The 15,438-nt window shown below is 56.7% G+C and carries 20 protein-coding genes; 11 read left to right on the plus strand and 9 right to left on the minus strand.

The genetic code is table 11. The features are described 5' to 3' along the window. Position 1: 1 nt before the first annotated feature. The 4 genes from P186_RS11360 to P186_RS14105 all read right to left on the minus strand — a co-directional run bounded on the left by P186_RS11360 (position 2) and on the right by P186_RS14105 (position 3,454). On the minus strand, positions 2-1,456 hold the full coding sequence (locus P186_RS11360; protein WP_014289638.1) for an RtcB family protein: 1,455 nt from the start codon (positions 1,454-1,456) through the stop codon (positions 2-4). A 171-nt stretch (positions 1,457-1,627) separates the two neighbouring features. Then, positions 1,628-2,656, minus strand: a complete 1,029-nt coding sequence (locus P186_RS11365; RefSeq protein WP_014289639.1) for a hypothetical protein — start codon at positions 2,654-2,656, stop codon at positions 1,628-1,630. Next, the gene (locus P186_RS11370) at positions 2,646-3,311 is read right to left on the minus strand and encodes a hypothetical protein (protein ID WP_014289640.1); all 666 of its coding nucleotides are present in this window, start codon (positions 3,309-3,311) and stop codon (positions 2,646-2,648) included. The genes P186_RS11365 and P186_RS11370 overlap by 11 nt, the downstream gene beginning before the upstream one ends. Then, positions 3,302-3,454, minus strand: a complete 153-nt coding sequence (locus P186_RS14105; protein ID WP_014289641.1) for a hypothetical protein — start codon at positions 3,452-3,454, stop codon at positions 3,302-3,304. Before P186_RS14105 ends, P186_RS11370 begins: the two co-directional genes overlap by 10 nt. A 383-nt stretch (positions 3,455-3,837) precedes the next feature. Between P186_RS14105 and P186_RS11375 the strand changes: the two genes are divergently transcribed. From P186_RS11375 to P186_RS11390, 4 genes are read left to right on the plus strand one after another with little or no spacing between them, the layout of a single operon-like run. Further along, complete coding sequence (locus P186_RS11375; protein ID WP_014289642.1) at positions 3,838-4,281, plus strand: hypothetical protein; 444 nt, start codon at positions 3,838-3,840, stop codon at positions 4,279-4,281. Between the two features lie 28 nt (positions 4,282-4,309). Then, positions 4,310-6,193 carry a S9 family peptidase gene (locus P186_RS11380; RefSeq protein WP_014289643.1) on the plus strand — a complete coding sequence of 628 codons (1,884 nt, stop codon included), beginning with the start codon at positions 4,310-4,312 and terminating at the stop codon, positions 6,191-6,193. Then, a complete protein-coding gene (gatD, locus tag P186_RS11385) occupies positions 6,186-7,436 on the plus strand; it encodes a Glu-tRNA(Gln) amidotransferase subunit GatD (RefSeq protein ID WP_014289644.1) in 1,251 nt (416 codons plus the stop codon). The genes P186_RS11380 and gatD overlap by 8 nt, the downstream gene beginning before the upstream one ends. Next, positions 7,433-7,963 carry an HD domain-containing protein gene (locus P186_RS11390; RefSeq protein ID WP_014289645.1) on the plus strand — a complete coding sequence of 177 codons (531 nt, stop codon included), beginning with the start codon at positions 7,433-7,435 and terminating at the stop codon, positions 7,961-7,963. Before gatD ends, P186_RS11390 begins: the two co-directional genes overlap by 4 nt. Here the strand turns inward: P186_RS11390 and P186_RS11395 are convergent. After that, positions 7,935-8,489, minus strand: a complete 555-nt coding sequence (locus tag P186_RS11395) for a ZPR1 zinc finger domain-containing protein (protein WP_014289646.1) — start codon at positions 8,487-8,489, stop codon at positions 7,935-7,937. The genes P186_RS11390 and P186_RS11395 overlap by 29 nt on opposite strands. A gap of 47 nt (positions 8,490-8,536) precedes the next feature. On the opposite strand from P186_RS11395, the gene P186_RS11400 reads away from it, so the two are divergent. Beyond that, the gene (locus tag P186_RS11400) at positions 8,537-8,803 is read left to right on the plus strand and encodes a hypothetical protein (protein ID WP_014289647.1); all 267 of its coding nucleotides are present in this window, start codon (positions 8,537-8,539) and stop codon (positions 8,801-8,803) included. Positions 8,804-8,842: 39 nt separating this feature from the next. Next, positions 8,843-9,400 carry a hypothetical protein gene (locus tag P186_RS11405; protein ID WP_014289648.1) on the plus strand — a complete coding sequence of 186 codons (558 nt, stop codon included), beginning with the start codon at positions 8,843-8,845 and terminating at the stop codon, positions 9,398-9,400. Here the strand turns inward: P186_RS11405 and P186_RS11410 are convergent. Together P186_RS11410 and P186_RS11415 are read right to left on the minus strand one after the other, a co-directional pair. Next, on the minus strand, positions 9,397-10,116 hold the full coding sequence (locus P186_RS11410) for an isopentenyl phosphate kinase (RefSeq protein ID WP_014289649.1): 720 nt from the start codon (positions 10,114-10,116) through the stop codon (positions 9,397-9,399). The genes P186_RS11405 and P186_RS11410 overlap by 4 nt on opposite strands. Continuing rightward, a complete protein-coding gene (locus tag P186_RS11415; protein ID WP_014289650.1) occupies positions 10,116-11,120 on the minus strand; it encodes a polyprenyl synthetase family protein in 1,005 nt (334 codons plus the stop codon). The genes P186_RS11410 and P186_RS11415 overlap by 1 nt, the downstream gene beginning before the upstream one ends. Before the next feature lie 43 nt (positions 11,121-11,163). Between P186_RS11415 and P186_RS11420 the strand changes: the two genes are divergently transcribed. The 5 genes from P186_RS11420 to P186_RS11440 all read left to right on the plus strand — a co-directional run bounded on the left by P186_RS11420 (position 11,164) and on the right by P186_RS11440 (position 14,347). Next, entirely contained in the window at positions 11,164-11,904 is a 741-nt protein-coding gene (locus P186_RS11420; protein WP_148683023.1) for a DUF92 domain-containing protein, read from the plus strand. 23 nt (positions 11,905-11,927) lie between these two features. Then, a complete protein-coding gene (locus P186_RS11425; protein ID WP_014289652.1) occupies positions 11,928-12,341 on the plus strand; it encodes a secondary thiamine-phosphate synthase enzyme YjbQ in 414 nt (137 codons plus the stop codon). Positions 12,342-12,438: 97 nt separating this feature from the next. Next, positions 12,439-12,771 carry a hypothetical protein gene (locus P186_RS11430; protein ID WP_148683024.1) on the plus strand — a complete coding sequence of 111 codons (333 nt, stop codon included), beginning with the start codon at positions 12,439-12,441 and terminating at the stop codon, positions 12,769-12,771. Positions 12,772-12,774: 3 nt separating this feature from the next. Continuing rightward, positions 12,775-13,629, plus strand: a complete 855-nt coding sequence (locus tag P186_RS11435) for an AIR synthase related protein (RefSeq protein WP_014289654.1) — start codon at positions 12,775-12,777, stop codon at positions 13,627-13,629. 13 nt (positions 13,630-13,642) lie between these two features. After that, positions 13,643-14,347: a hypothetical protein gene (locus P186_RS11440; RefSeq protein WP_014289655.1), complete on the plus strand. Its 705-nt coding sequence runs from the start codon at positions 13,643-13,645 to the stop codon at positions 14,345-14,347. Here the strand turns inward: P186_RS11440 and rpiA are convergent. Next, positions 14,344-15,015: a ribose 5-phosphate isomerase A gene (rpiA, locus tag P186_RS11445; RefSeq protein WP_014289656.1), complete on the minus strand. Its 672-nt coding sequence runs from the start codon at positions 15,013-15,015 to the stop codon at positions 14,344-14,346. The genes P186_RS11440 and rpiA overlap by 4 nt on opposite strands. A 33-nt stretch (positions 15,016-15,048) precedes the next feature. Further along, on the minus strand, positions 15,049-15,432 hold the full coding sequence (locus P186_RS11450; protein WP_148683025.1) for a CBS domain-containing protein: 384 nt from the start codon (positions 15,430-15,432) through the stop codon (positions 15,049-15,051). Positions 15,433-15,438: the final 6 nt, after the last annotated feature.

The raw sequence follows: 15,438 nt of genomic DNA on the forward strand, positions 1-15,438 counted from the left end.
GTTAGCCTTTGACGACGCCTATAGGTCTCTGTCTCACCACCTTCTTTGCGAAGCCTACTTGGTGCGCGGCCTCGACGACGCGGTCTACGTCTTTGTAAGCCCAGGGAGCCTCTTCGCTTATCACCTCCGTCTCGGCGCTCCGTACGATAATACCTCTCTTAGACATCTCCTCTTGCACCTTGTGCGGCGGGTACATCCTGATGGCCGCCTCGCGGCTCAACACCCTCCCCGCGCCGTGCGGGGCCGTGCCGAAGGTGAACTTCATAGAGTCGTGGGTGCCCACGAGTATCCACGAGGCGGTCCCCATAGAGCCGGGTATCAGCACCGGCTGGCCTACGTCTCTGTACCTGGCCGGGATCTCGGACCTCCCCGGCGGGAAGGCGCGGGTGGCGCCTTTGCGGTGGACCCACACCCTCCTCACGGTGCCTCTCTCGTCTATAACGTGGTCCTCTAGCTTGGCGATGTTGTGAGCCACGTCGTAAACCAGCTCGAGGCCTACCTTCTCAATAGAGCCGAACACCTTCTTAAACGCCTCCCTAACCCAGTGCATTATGATGTGGCGGTTGGTCCAGGCGAAGTTGGCGGCGGAGGCCATGGCCTTGATGTAGTCCTCCGCCACCTTGTCCTTCAGAGGAGCCGCCGCTAGCTCCCTGTCCGGGAGATTCAGACCCCACTGCCTCATCTTCCTCTCCATTATGAGCAGGTAGTCGGTAGCTACCTGGTGCCCGAAGCCGCGGCTACCCGTGTGTATCATAACCACCACCTGGCCCTCCCTCTCAATGCCGAATACCTTAGCCACCTTCTCGTCGTATATCTTGTCCACCACCTGTATCTCCAGGAAGTGGTTGCCGGAGCCCAGCGTCCCCAGCTGGTCTCTACCCCTCGCCTTGGCCTTCTCGCTGACCTTGGAGGGGTCGGCGAGCTTCCACGAACCCCTCTCCTCTATGAAATCCATATCCTCAGCCCAGCCGTAGCCCTTCTGCACAGCCCACTCAACGCCCTCGGCGAGGACTCTCTCAAACTCCGTCGGGGAGAGCCTAAGGTGGCCCGTGCCGCCGACGCCTGGAGGCACCAGTCTAAATATCGTGTCGACAAGCTCCTTCAGCTTCGGCCTAACCTCCTCCTCCGTGAGGTTTGTCCTCAGCACCCTCACGCCGCAGTTAATATCGTACCCAATGCCGCCGGGCGAGATGACCCCCTCCTCGGCGTCTATCGCAGCCACGCCGCCGATGGGGAAGCCGTAGCCCTGATGGGCGTCCGGCAGGACAATAGACCACCTATAGATCCCCGGGAGGCAACCGACGTTAATACCCTGCTCAAGCGTCATGTCGCTCTTCATCTTCTCCAGCAACACACTATCTGCATAAATCCGCACAGGCACCTTCTGGCAAGGCTTCACCCCAGGCGGAATCTCCCACACATAGTCACTAACCTTGTTAATAGGGATGTTCCTCATAAGGCGACACCCTCTGTGTAGTTATAAACTTTTATGCGCCCATCAACAACCCCTCGGAGTTTCAACACCTGGACGCACCAAGCGCGCCTCAGCTAGTTAAAACCGGCGGCGCCAGTCCCTATGTAGTACATGCGGAAAAAACGCAGGTAACCCTGGAATGGGGAAGGGGAGCTACTTACCCCTTAATATTCGTCTTGTTAAGTAGATAAGCGCCGTGGCTCCCACCGCCAAGGCTGTCGTCTCTGTAATCACCAGTCCCCACGGAATCTCCACGCCGATAGGTTCCTCAACCCTTATATCTCTCGCCAGCTCAATAATCGTGCCGTTGGGACATGTACCGAACTCCTTCACGGTTCTCTCTGTTAAAGTCTTGAGGAAGTTATCTTCATTTGGAGGCGCTTTCAACAACATTACAATACCCTTGTTAGGTCTTATACCTATTAAAACATCGTCATGCGGCTTAACGGACATGCCAATATCCTCATATATCTGTAAAATAATTTTATATAACTTAACATATCTCTCTTTTAATTCCTCTTCATCAACGCCTTTGATATAGGGCGAAGGCGGCGGTGCCTCATATATATTTATCAAAAGTAAAAACGGCGTATTTCCATAGCTTCTAAACACGTTGTCAAGCTTATTCTTAACCTTAGCCAGAAGGCCAGCCCCTTTGCCGGGGCGCACAAACACATCCACCCCCGCAAAGCCCTGACTCACGCTTACGTATATGCTCCTCACTTCAGCGCCTGCCTCTTTAAGAGCGCCCTCTACTTTTTCTACTAAAGACAGTGTTTTGTTTACCCACCTACTGGCCTTTGATAATCTCACAGCCGTTATCTTTTCAGCTCCCGTATCACAACAATAAACGAAGTCCAAGGGGCCGCTGTAGTTTGCCGCCCTCAGTTCCATATCTATAACAGGCCATACATCCAATCCGAATCTAATGCGCCATTTTTCAAGCACATCATTTGTCTCTCCTACCTTCTTCACAGCCTCTTTAAACGCCCTAGATACCTCGGGATCGTAGCTCCTCACGACGTAGTATATACAGCCGTCTACCCTCACCTCAGTTGCAGGTATTCCATTCAGCGAATATACAACGGACAAATTGCCAAATCTATGAACTTCACTATGATATGTAAATATGGCCGCCGATGTGACGGAAATTAGTAAAAGAAGCAGAAACCTAACTACCATACCTAAACGCAACGCCATAGAACCTATTAACGCAATCCACAGAGCGGAATTCTATATACGCAGGCTGATTATCCACATATCTCACTTTAGTGAGAATACCCGCCATTTTTATCGACCACATATTTCCAAGTGTATAGACTGATTTTATCTGGAAAAGTGGAGATCCGCTATCGCCTTGCTCGGTCGGTTGCCATCGATCAGTGGATTGTAGCACTAATAGGCAGTAAGGCTGTCCATCATATGTATAGGGTTCATATGCATATACTTGTGCTATACCGCCTCTACAACCTGTTACAAATCCTATTCGGTACATCGAGTATATAGAACCTCCTACATACGACTTTAATTCTGCGTCTGTGAAGTAGCCATTCGACAGAGGTGGGGCTGGGTTGAATCCGCATATTTCTACGTGCGGTGAGGCTTGAGTTCCCCGTTGCTCAATTTTCAACACAGCGGCGTCTACATACAGCTCTTTGTCCATCTCTTCGACATAGCCAGTGGGCTCTCCGCCGCAGTCGTAGTAGCACGGCTGGTATACGCCGTCGCCGTTATTTAAGCCGTGGGAAACAGTGACGTACGCCGCCCGGGACCCCAGCCACGTAGCGTAGCCCAGCGTAAACACCTTATCACACGGAGCCTGGAAAATCACCGGCATGTGGCTGGCTTCGCCATCTTCACCCCCGGAAACAGCGGATCTTGATATTTAGATAAATCGCTTTGAGTTAACGCAACCACCAGCACAACCAGCCCCACAGCCACCAACACAGCCGCCTCAAGCCCGGGTCTCGGAACCTTCATGACGCGTCGCTGTGCCGGGGGTATATAGGCTTTGCGTTCTCCTGATCCGCACATGGCGGTGTAGATACAACGTAAAACGCGACAAATAGGACGGGGCGGTGCCCCGCCGGATTCACAGCGCGGCGTCCGCCGCCCTCGTCCGGCGTAGTCCCGGCAAGAGACATATGAACGCTGAAATTTGAATATTTCGCCTATACCTGAACCCGGCGTTGAAACCCCAATTTTCGCCAAGAACATCCCGAGCTTAGAACCAAGTAACATCTCTTTATCTTTTCTAAAACCATCATTTGTTAACGCGGTCACTCACGCTGCGTGGCATGCACTTCTTACATGCAACGGCTACCCGACGTATAGTTTATATCTTAGTATGTAGAGATTTTCGTATGATAGGTGCTGTTGTTAGTATTCAAGTGGCTATTCTTCTTATGTTTATTATGGCTATTGCCATAGCCCTCGCGGGGTATCTCTACACCACGTTTTACTCTTCTCTGCAGTATACCTACATAGCGCTGACCCAGGCCTACATCTACCCGACCTCCGCGGGGGCTGAGGTGAAGATATGCTTCATGGTCGGGGGCGCCGGCGGCCTCTCCATCTCGGGGGTTGAGCTAGACGGCAGGCTATCGCCCAGCGTGAGAGTCTACGTGAGAGGTGTGGAGAGGGACGTGGTAAAGGCGGGTGACGTGGGGTATATAAAGGCCGAGTTCCCCGGCGTCACGGTGGCGCCCGGCTGGATGCCCACGGGACGCGTCGTGACGAGACAGGGGTTCAGCTTCTTTTTCACACCCGCAGTCTCGCAGTCGGAGGGCCGTTGCCCCGGGGAGTAGTTTTAATACAAGCCCCTTTTTCCACCCTATGTCTCTTTCCCCAGAGGACTTGGCTAAGCTTGTCCTCGTCTCTAGTCCAGACGTCGGCGGCGGCCGGGTTCTCTTCACGGTGACGAGGGTAAGTCTAGAGCTGGATAGGTACGAGTCTTCTATCTGGGTCTGCGAGGGGGGCTTCTGCAGGTCTGTCTTGCCGGGGCCGTTCGACTTGGCGGCTAAGGCATCTCCAGACGGGGTGCGTGTCGCCTTCCTCTCCCGGAGGGGGTTTGGGGAAAAGGAGAGGGGCGTCGCGCTGTGGGTCTCGGAGTGGGGTGGGGAGCCTAGGCAGTTGGCGAAGTTTCTGGGGGTTCTAGACTTCGCGTGGGGGCCCGACGGCGGCGCCTTGGCCGTGGTGGCGTATGAGGGCGCTCTTGAAAGCGACGTTAAGCATGTGGAGAGGTTGCCTGTGTGGATAAATGACTTTGGCTTCGCATACAACGTCGCCAGCCATCTCTACATCGTGGATGCCTTCAGCGGCGCCGTGGAGAGGCTGACTGAGGGGGACGTGAGGGTGTTGAGGGCTGGGTGGAGCCCCGACGGAAGGAGGATAGCGTACGTGGTGGCCCGTGACTGGAGGAGGCCTCATATACAAGACGTGGTTGTCCTCGACTTGAAGACAGGGGAGCAGGCGGTGGCGGCTTCGGGGTTCTCCTCTGTGTCTGAAGTTGCGTGGGGCCCCGACGGGAGGCGAATAGCATTCACAGGACATCTGAGGCCTAGGGGGCTGTCATCCCACTCCAGGGTGTGGGTAGTGGAGGAGGGTGGGGAGCCGGTGTGCGTCACCTGCGGCTTTAGGTATGGGGTTGGCAACGGGGTTAACAGCGACGCGAGGGGGCCTAGCTACGCGAGGTCTCTCTACTGGGCTGGGGACTCCGTGCTGTTCCAGGCCACTGTCGGGGGGACAGTTGGGGTTTTCCGCGCAGAGCTCAGCGGCGAGGTGTCCCCGGTCCTCACGCCTAGGGGGGTTGTGGACGAGTTCGCGCCGCTGGGAGGCAGCGTTGTATACACCTACATGGAAGCGGACAGGCCTAAGGAGCTGTACTACTGGGACGGATCCGAGGCCCGTAGGTTAACCCGCTTTAACGATTTCGTTTTGGAGAGGTGGCGCCTCAGAAAGCCCAGTAGGTTTGTGGTCAAGGCGAGCGATGGGGAGGAGGTGGAGGGGTGGGTGCTGTTGCCGGATGGCCCCGGCCCGCATAAGTGGGTGTTGTACATACATGGAGGGCCCAAGACGGCATACGGGGAGGGTTTTATGTTCGAGTTTCACCTACTGGCCTCGCGGGGGTACGCCGTGGTCTTTTCAAACCCCAGGGGGAGTGACGGCTACAGCGAAGAGTTTGCAGACATTAGGTGTAGATACGGCGAGAGAGATTTCCAGGACTTGATGGAGGTGGTGGAGCACGTGGTTAGGAACTACCCTCTTGATCCAAATAGGTCGGCGGTGGCTGGCGGGTCTTACGGCGGCTTTATGACCAACTGGATAATTACCCACGTGGATAAGTTCAGAGCCGCGGTGACCCAGCGCTCTATCTGCGACTGGGTGTCTATGTACGGCACCACCGACATCGGGTGGTACTTCGTGGAGGATCAGTTGTGCTGTACCCCGTGGAGAAGCCGCGAGCTCTGTATAAAGAAGAGCCCGCTGTATCTAGCGGATAGGGTCAAGACGCCGACTTTGATTATCCACTCCATAGAGGACTACAGAACGTGGCTTGACCAGGGGATTCTCTTCTTCACGGCGCTTAAGCTACACGGAGTGGATGCGAGGCTGGTCCTCTTCCCCGAGGAGAGCCACGAGTTGACCCGGAAGGGCAAGCCTAGGCACCGTGTGGAAAACTTTAAGGAGATTCTAAACTGGCTGGATAGATATGTATAAGCGGGTTAGAGTTACTCTGGACAACGGCGACGTCTTTGAAGGCGTTTTGATTCCTCCGACGCAGTTCAGCGACCCAGACATCGTCGTATTGAAGCTGAGGAACGGCTACAACGTCGGCTTCAAGAAGGGGAGAATCAAGGAGCTGGTCGAGCTGGGCGAAGTGGCGCCGCCTCCCACAGCGCAGCCGGCGCCGAGGGGCGGCGGAGGGGAGATCTGGCTACTCGCGACGGGCGGCACGATTCTCTCTAGGGTTGACTACGTCACGGGAGGGGTCTACCCAACTCTCAGCGTGGACTACCTCATAGAGATCCTCGGCGGCTTGGAGGTTCCGATTGAGGTGGAGGAGGTGACGGCGAAGTTCAGCGAGGACATGACGCCGGGGCTCTGGTCTCTCGTCGCCGCAAGGATAGGGGAGGCTTTCCAGAGAGGGGCCCGGGGAGTCGTGGTTATGCACGGTACCGACACAATGCATTACACCGCGGCGGCCATGGCCTTCGCATTCAGGAGGGCTCCCGGCCCTGTGGTGTTTGTGGGGGCGCAGAGGTCGAGCGATAGGCCCTCTACAGACGCCGTGCTGAACCTCAAGGCGGCGATAGCAGTAGCGGCCAGGGCGCCGTTTGCCGAGTCTGTCGTGGCGATGCACAAGTCAAGTAGCGACTCGGCGGTGGCCATCCACAGGGGGACGAGGGTGAGGAAGATGCACACCTCGCGCAGGGACGCGTTTCAGTCGATAAACGCCGCCCCCATTGCGGAGTACTACCCGGATAAGGACGTGTTGCAGATAAACACGACCGACTACAAGGAGCGGGGCGGGCTGGAGTACACGACGAAATTCGACGAGGCGGTTGCTCTAGTTAAGTTCTACCCCGGGATGCACCCGCGCCTCCTAGAGGTGTTGCTTGAAATCGGGGTGAGGGGCGTGGTGATCGAGGGGACGGGCTTCGGCCACGTCGGCGAGTACCTACTGCCAGCTGTCAAGAAACTAATAGACGCAGGCGTCGTGGTGGCGATGACGAGCCAGACTCTATTCGGCAGGGTGAACCTCTATGTGTATAGGAGGGGAAGGGAGTTGCTCTCCATGGGTGTCGTGCCTCTAGAGGATATGTTGCCAGAGGCGGCCTATGCCAAGATGTCGTGGGCCTTGGCCAACTTCAAGAGGGAAGAAGTGGCGCGGATACTGGCGACGCCCGTAGCATACGAGATAAGTCCCAGATCTGATCCCACTGTGTTCGGGGCTTTATGAGCGATGTCCTATCCGTAGTTGATACTTTATGCAAGACGCCGCGCGTCGGGTGGTTGCAGAGGGGCGTCTCAAACGCCGAAAGCGTGTGCGAGCACGTCATGCTGGTGACCCTGCTCGCCGGGGAAATCGCGGCGCAACTAAACGCAGAGGGGGTTGAGGTGGATTTGACAAAGGTGTTGGCGGTGGCGGCTGTGCACGACTTGGCCGAGTCCATACTGGGACACCCTGGCCGCGAGGTGAGAGACAGAGTGAGGTGGGAGGAGCTGGAGGAGGAGGTTATAAAAAGGGAGTTCCCCCACTTTGCTGAGCTATTCCGGTGGTACCGCTACGAGACAAACTTCGTAGGCCGTGTAGTGGCCTTCGCGGATAAGTTGGCCACTCTTATAAGGGCCTGCCGCTACAAGAAGCTCGGCTTCGACACAGACGACCTTATAAAGAATCTGTATGGGAAATTATCCAAATACGACGATTTAGCTCACATCCTTGATCTATATGTAGCTAGGTACTGCCCTGGGGCTGGCCTATAGCGTCTAGATACTCGACCCTCGCCGTGCCCTCCCTATACGGGATTACTAGGGACTTCCCCAGGGGGTCCTCCACCACGAGGGTGAAGCCCCCCTCCTCGATTTTTCTATAAACTCTCTGTATAAATTGGTCTACCCTCTCCCTGCCCTCTGGCTCAAGTACCTTTAACCTCTCGGCGTAGTCGATCACCTTGTAGAGAAAGCCCTCCACTGTTGTGATCATGGGCTCTCCGTGGCTCCCCGGCTCTAGGGTAAACCCGAGGTCGGGGGAGTAGATCGTGCCGGTCTTGCTACGGATGAGGAAGGACTTGGCGACGTCTACGCCGTCTCGGGCCGTGAATATGACGCGTGTCGGGCGGCCGACTTCTGCGTAGTCGATGTCAAAGAATCTGTAGCCGCAGGTCTGGCAGTACCCGCTTTGTATAAGCACGTTGCCGAAGAAGGGCGTGTCGTAGAGCATTTCAATATACCTAAACGTCTTAGCTCCACAGACGGGGCACGCCGCCTCTGTGCTGAATACCACAGACATGCGCCGAGGTGGGCAATAATTTAAAAACGTGTCACACCCAGCCCCCCATGGATAAATTCGACGTGGCGGTGGGCCTCGTCGCCGTGGTGTTCATAGCACTCGTGCTGAACGGGCTCTGGAGCATAGTCAACGCCCAGACTGCGTACTGCGGGGTGCTGACCGGATACGTGCTCCTCGGCGCACTGGCGGGGGCGTCCCTTCTGCTGAGCAGATGGTACAGACAACTGGAGACAATCGGCGCGGGCCTAGCCCTGCTGTACCTACTCGTCATGTGGATAACATTTCTAAACCCCGGAACTCTGCAGTACTGCTAGTACATCAAGTATTTAAATTCGGATAAAGCCGACGACGTTATGCCACGAGCAACAGAGAAGAGAAAGAAGCGGGGAAAGATCTTCATAATAGCCCTGCTGGCACTTATCTTCGCCGAAACAGGCTACATACTTGGGACAACTGGCCTGTTGCCCATTCTCCTTCCGGGTGTCCGTGGTGCTTCTGTGGGTTTTAGTGATGTTGTTGGGGTGTCTACTGCCTATGTCTTCTTTAACGGGTCTGTTTCGCGGGGGGTGTCTCAGCTGTATGGCGACGCCTATGTCTACGTCGTGGCTTACCAGCCCGGGGTGGCGCTTCCAGACGCCGTGGCTAGGCAGATAGCACTAGACGCCGGGGAGAAGCCAGTGTACATACTACCCATCCCCATCTACAACGCACCCATAAACCCAGAAGACTACGTAGACACACTCCCTACCAACGCCAAAAACCCAGTGATACTACTCACATACCCGCTTGACAAAAGAACTGTAGTGAACTCATGGCTCCAGCAGATACAGAGCAAATTCGGCCAGCTACAAAGCAACTACATCAGAATAGAACTAAGCGCAGGACAGCCAAAAAGCATTAGGTTTTTCTAATGTGGCTTGATTATTGTGCAGTTCCTGGGTTCGCCGCCGTTTAGTATCTCTCTGAGCGACGCCCGGTCTGTTATTGAGCAGTAGTAGACCGGGGCGCCTTGCCTGGCTATTGCGAGTCCTGCCTCTATTTTTTTCCTCACGCCGCCTGTGACGTCTATACCTGCGGTGCCCTCCACCTCGACGTCTCCTCTGATTACTTCAATTTTCCTCGCGCCGGGGGTGTTGGGAGGCGCCGTGTATATTCCGTCTACGTTCATGAGGAATAACACGGCCCTGGGCTTCAGCAATTTTGCAAGCTCCACCGCGATGTCGTCGCCGCTGATGACGACGTACCCGTCGTCGGACGGCACAATGTCGCCGTGGAGGAGGGGGTACATGCCGTGTCTAACGGCGTGGGTCACGACCTCCGGCCTCGCCAGCGTCTTCCCCCAGAAGACGTCGCTGGGCTCGACGGGCAGTGCGGCGACGCCAGCTTGTGCCAGCTCCTCCACGATGTAGGCGGTGAGTCTCCTAAGCGCCGCTTTTGTATAGGCAATGCCCAGGGGGGTGAGGCCGAATGCTTTGACGTGGGGATGGGCGAAGGACCCGGCGCCGTGTATCAGCACGGCCGGGGAGCCTCTTAACTCTGCGGCCACGGAGGCGACTCTGCCTCTGATGTATGTGTATGGCCTCGTCTTGTCTGTAATGGCGGAGCCGCCGAATTTTACGATGAACATTAGTATTGCCTCTCAAGTATGAAGTCGAGGAGCTCCTTGAGGACGGCGTTGTTGGGGAGTTTAGCTAGGTGTCTCTCAGCCTCGCCTCTATAGCGCCGGGCCATCTCCAGTGCCTCCTCTCTGGCGCCCACCGAGTCTAGGAGGGCAACCGCCTCCCTCACATCTGCCTCGCCGACGTTGTGTTTTGCCAAGATTGAGAGTAGCTTCTCCCTCCCCTCGGGCGTGAGCTTCGACAGAGCGATGACCACCGGCGCGTTGCCCCTCTTGTGCTCCTTAATGTCTTTGCCTATCTCTTTGCCGAATTTCTTCGGGTCGCCGTATATGTCCAGCACGTCGTCGATTATCTGGAAGGCTATCCCGGCGTTGATGCCGAAGCCCCAGGCGGCGTCGGCCAGGGCCGGATCGTCGCTTACGGACATCACGCCCCACTTCGCCGCGGCGGCGATCAAAACCCCGGTCTTCAGCGATACCATCTTTACGTAGTCCTCCACAGACACCTCCCTCCTCCTTGCCTTGACGAAGTAGGGGTCTTCCCTCCCGGCGTATTCAAACAAAATGTCCAGCCTCTCCCCCTCGTCTATAGCCTTTATGACCTTGGCGACTTCCCTCGCGAACAGGTGGGGCTTGGGCGTGTCTAGAACCGCCTCTTCAATCGCCTCGCGGTACCATATCCCTATCAAAATGGCGGCGTTGTCGCCGTAGGCCTTCCTAACCGTAGGTAGCCCCCTCCGGACGTCGCCGCGGTCAATTATGTCGTCGTATATAAGGGAGTAGTTGTGAATCAGCTCTACAATTGCGGCGGCGGGGAGAGCCGGCCTCCAGTCTCCCGAAACAGCCTCGGCGGCGGCTAGGGTCAAAAGAGGCCTAAGCCTCTTCCCCCCGGTCTTGACTTGGTACAGCACCTCTTCGCGGAAATCTGGCGAGAGGTCTATGGCGAGGTAGCGCTCCAAGGCCCTCTCGACGGCCTCTCCGTATTTTGCATGTAGCGCCGAGACTATGTCCATGCGCTATGGGAAACTAATAAATATATATACTGTAACACCGCCGATGGATATATATCTCTTCGCCGTGCCGTCCATCACCGCGCTCGCCTTTCTAGCGCTGAGGAAGGGCTACTTGACGCTTAGGGGGGCCATCTCGGCGGTGGTTGTGGGGTCGGCCGTGGCGGTGGCGCACCTCGGCTTATTCCTCCTCCTGACCTTCTTCTTCTTGACGTCTTCAGTCTTCACCAAGCTGAGGGCTGAGTGGAAAAGAGAGATGGGTCTTAAAGATGTGTCGGGGAGGTCGCTGAGGCAGGTGGCGGGCGTGGGGACACCTATTGCGTTGTTTGCAGTACTCTATGTTTTGTCCGGCGACGCGCGGTTTTTAGGGGCGTCTGCCGTGGCCGTGGCGGTGGCGACTGCCGATACGTGGGCTAGCGAGTTAGGCGTTGCGTACGGCGGGGTGCCTCGCTACGTCCTCGCCCCGTGGAGGCGGGTTGACCCCGGCGTCTCTGGGGGCGTCACCGCAGTTGGGATCGCCGCCTCCGCCGCCGGGGCCTCGGCGGTGGCGGTGTTGTCTCAGCTACTCGGCGTGGGCGGCCCCCTCTTGATGGTAGCCCTCCTGGGGTACCTCGGCGAGTTTTTAGACAGCATTATCGGCGCCACCCTCCAGGCGAAGTATCTATGCGGCGGGAAAATCGCCGAGTTGCCGGCGCCGGGGTGTAGGAAGAGGGGGTTTTTATCTAACGAGGCTGTGAACTTGGTGAGCGGCCTCATGGCCGGCTTCCTATATCTACTAATCGTTTAAATACTCGGCGGAGTAGAGGATACGTGAAGGTGTACGTAGAGGAGTTTCATGTGTCTACCAAGTCGCGTGAGGAGGTGGTAGTAATTACGGCGCAGGTTGAGCGGATTGTGGAGAGGAGCGGCGTGAAAAACGGCCTGGCTTTGATATACGTGCCGCACGCCACCGCCGTGGTGACCGCAAACGAAAACGAGCCGCGTCTCAAAGAGGATATATTGAACAAGGTCAGGGCGCTTTTCCCCCGGGGGGCGGGGTATCGGCATGACGAGATAGACGACAACGCCAACGCGCATCTCGCCAACGTTTTTCTGGGATTCCACGTCGTCATGCCCGTGGTAAACGGCAGGCTGAGGAGAGGCACGTGGCAGGACCTCATGTTAATTGAGATGGACGGGCCTAGGAGTAGGCGTGATGTAGTTGTGGTGGTTATGGGGGAATAAAAGCCTGGGGGTGAATACAGGCATATTGCAGGTAAAGGGATATCACATAGAGGTGGAGTTGTTTAGTGAAGTTAAATTTCTCCCGGGGAGTAGCTTCATGAATCATCGTTTTAATCTCTCAGACTTCAAAACTGTGTTGAAGACGGTGTATATGGGCATGAGGAAAATCGTAGGAGAGGCAAGGGGGTCCTGCGTGTCGTTTACCCCGCGGAAAGTTTTAGAATTCGGCGGCGTGGACACAACGGCGCCGGTGGCCCTCACCTTGGTGAAGCACATACTTGAAAAGCTGGTGGAGGCAGGCTACATGCAGAGAGACGACTCTAGGGCTAGGATTAGGTATGTTTTGTGTAAAAACTCGCCTCTGTGGCAGAGGCTGAGGGGCGGCGACGCGGAGGCCCTTGCCCTCATAGAGGCGGCGGCTGGCGAGTAGCGAGTGGACGAGAAGAGCTTTCTCAAGCGCCTTCTGCAGGAGCTGGGGGTAGAGGACAACGACGTTGTGTACCTAAACGGGGTGGTGCTTAAGATAGACGGCTCCGCGGCCTCCACCTCAAAACTCCCCTTCCAGACGTGGAGCGACTTCGGCTGGCGCAACGTGGCGGCCGCTTTAAGCGACCTCCGGGTGAAGTACGCCGAACCTCGCCACCTCGTTGCCTCCGTCACGGCCCCCAGCCTCGATATTGCGTCTCAAGTAATTGAAGGCGTGAGAGAGGCGTCTCGCCGCTTCTCAGTGGCTTACGTAGGCGGGGACTTAAACCAGGGGGGTGACGTGGTTGTAGACGTAGCCGTAGTGGGCATCCCCCGCCGCAGGCTGGGGAGGGTCCCCCAGCCAGGTAATCTGCTAATTACAATACCCGAATTTGGCTACACCGCCATTGCCTACAGGTTCTGGCACTCGGACCACCCGGCGGCGAGGAAAGGAGTGGAGATCCTTAGGAGGCCAGCCCCCGACTGGCCGCTCCCCCCCGCGGACTGCGTCACAGCCAGCATGGACTCCTCCGACGGGCTCGCCGACGTGCTGTGGACAATGGCGCAGGACGTCGACATAGTGATAAAGGAGTTGCCAACTACAGAGGAGGTTAGGGAATTCGCCGCGGCCCACGACCTCTCAATAGAGGAGCTCGTATTCAACGGCGGCGAGGAGTTCCTCCCCGTCTTCGCCGTGGAGCCCCAGTGCCGCGTAGAGCCGCCATATGTGGCATTTGCCTACGTGACTGAGGGGAGCGGCCGCGTCTGGTGGAGAGGAGAGTTGCTGAGGTGGCGGGGCTGGAGCTACTTCAGAAGCACATAAACCCTCAAGATGTGTGTGGTGGTCAATCTTCTTCACAATAGCCTCAGTACTTTTACTGGTGGTAGTCGGCATCTTCGCCGTCCTCGGCGGCGCATATAGAGAGGCGCTTGAGGCGTACCGCCTAGCGAAATTCGCCCTGGATCAGTGGACCTCCCTGACCTCTCAGCTCAACTCCACAATATGCCTAGCGGCGGAGACTCTCGCGAAAAAGGCGGTGGCTGAGCTGGACGCAGAGGTTTACAGAAGCCTAGGGCCCATGTTCAGCAGAGCCATGGAGCAGGTTAAAAACAAGTCGCTCTTAAAGAGGCTGAACTACAGCTGGGGGTTCAGCGGCGACGTATTTCAGTGGAACGTCACCTTTCTCAGACACAGAGCCAGGGGGGCTGTCGACTGGCTGAGGCCCACTCTTCTAATAGACAGCGTGGAGAAGATAAAATCAGCTAGCTTCGACCTCACGCAGTCAACGGTGGAAGACACATTGAGGCAGTACCTGCCGAAAAACGCCGCCCTGAGGGGAGTCGTGTACGGTTACCTATACGGCAACGGGACGTACAGCGGCTATCTGACGGGGGAGTACACCCTCACCGACAAGACCCCTCTGCGCTGTCTCGAAGGTTCTATATCGGTGTCCTTCACCGCGACGCACTACGCCACTTTAACGGCGAACGGCACCGCGCCCTCGGTCTACATATACCACGAGGTGAATATCGAAAATTAGAGCTGGGTTACCGATCCGTCGTGCCTAGCCACGAGCACAACAGCGTCGCGTCTCTTAGCGAACACGCCGCTCTCCAGAACCCCAGGTATTTCCTTCAACTCCTCCTCTATTGAGGGATTCACGGGGCCGGGGGGTACCCAGTCCACTATATAGTTCCCGTTGTCTGTAACCACAGGCCCCAGCTTGCCCCCGTCGGTTCTAAGCCTCGCGGCGCCGCCGTATTTCTTTTCAATCTGCCTAGCCACGAATCTCCACGCCCACGGCAGGACCTCCACCGGCACTGGATTCCTAGCCGGTATCCTCTCGACCAGCTTATGCTCATCCACAAGCACCACGAACCTCTCCGCCGCGTAGTCTACAATCTTCTCCCTCAGCAAAGCGCCACCCCTCCCCTTGAGCAACGTCTTGTCTCTAGCCACCTCGTCCGCCCCGTCCACCGCCAAATCGATCCTATCAACCGCCCACATGGGACGCAACCTATCGCCCAGGCCCACCTCGTAGGCAACCACCTCACTGTCTGCTGAGGTGGGGACTAGCAACACGCCGTCCACCTCAGCCTCGGCCAGCGCTTTGATGAATTCACGCGCTGTGGTGCCGGAGCCCAACCCCACCACCATGCCGCTCTTTACATACCTTACAGCCTCTCTCGCCAGCAGGGTCTTCAACATGGCTGGGGGAAATACCTGGTAAAAAATAGGTTTTTAGGGAAACGCCTCGGCGGCTAGAAATGCCCTGAGCACGTCTTTTATACTAATTACGCCGATGATCCGCCCGCCCTCCACCACGGGCATATGCCGAATGTTGTTTTCAATCATCTTCACCGCGGCGGACACCACGGAGTCCTCCGGCGACGCCGTGATTAGGTTCTTACGCGCCACGTTCTCCAGCGGAGTCTTTAGATCCACCTCCTGAGCTAGGAACCTCACAACGTCGCGTTCTGTGACGATGCCGAGGGGGTGCCCCGACCTGTCTAAAACAACTACGCTACCCACATTGGCGGCGTACATCTTAGCAACGGCGCATTCAATAGGCTCGTCACCGAAGCAATAGACAACCTTGTCGTGGACCAAGTCGCGGACTTTCACAACAAC

The sequence above is a fragment of the Pyrobaculum ferrireducens genome (assembly GCF_000234805.1).
GTDB classification, from domain to species: Archaea; Thermoproteota; Thermoprotei; order Thermoproteales; family Thermoproteaceae; genus Pyrobaculum; species Pyrobaculum ferrireducens.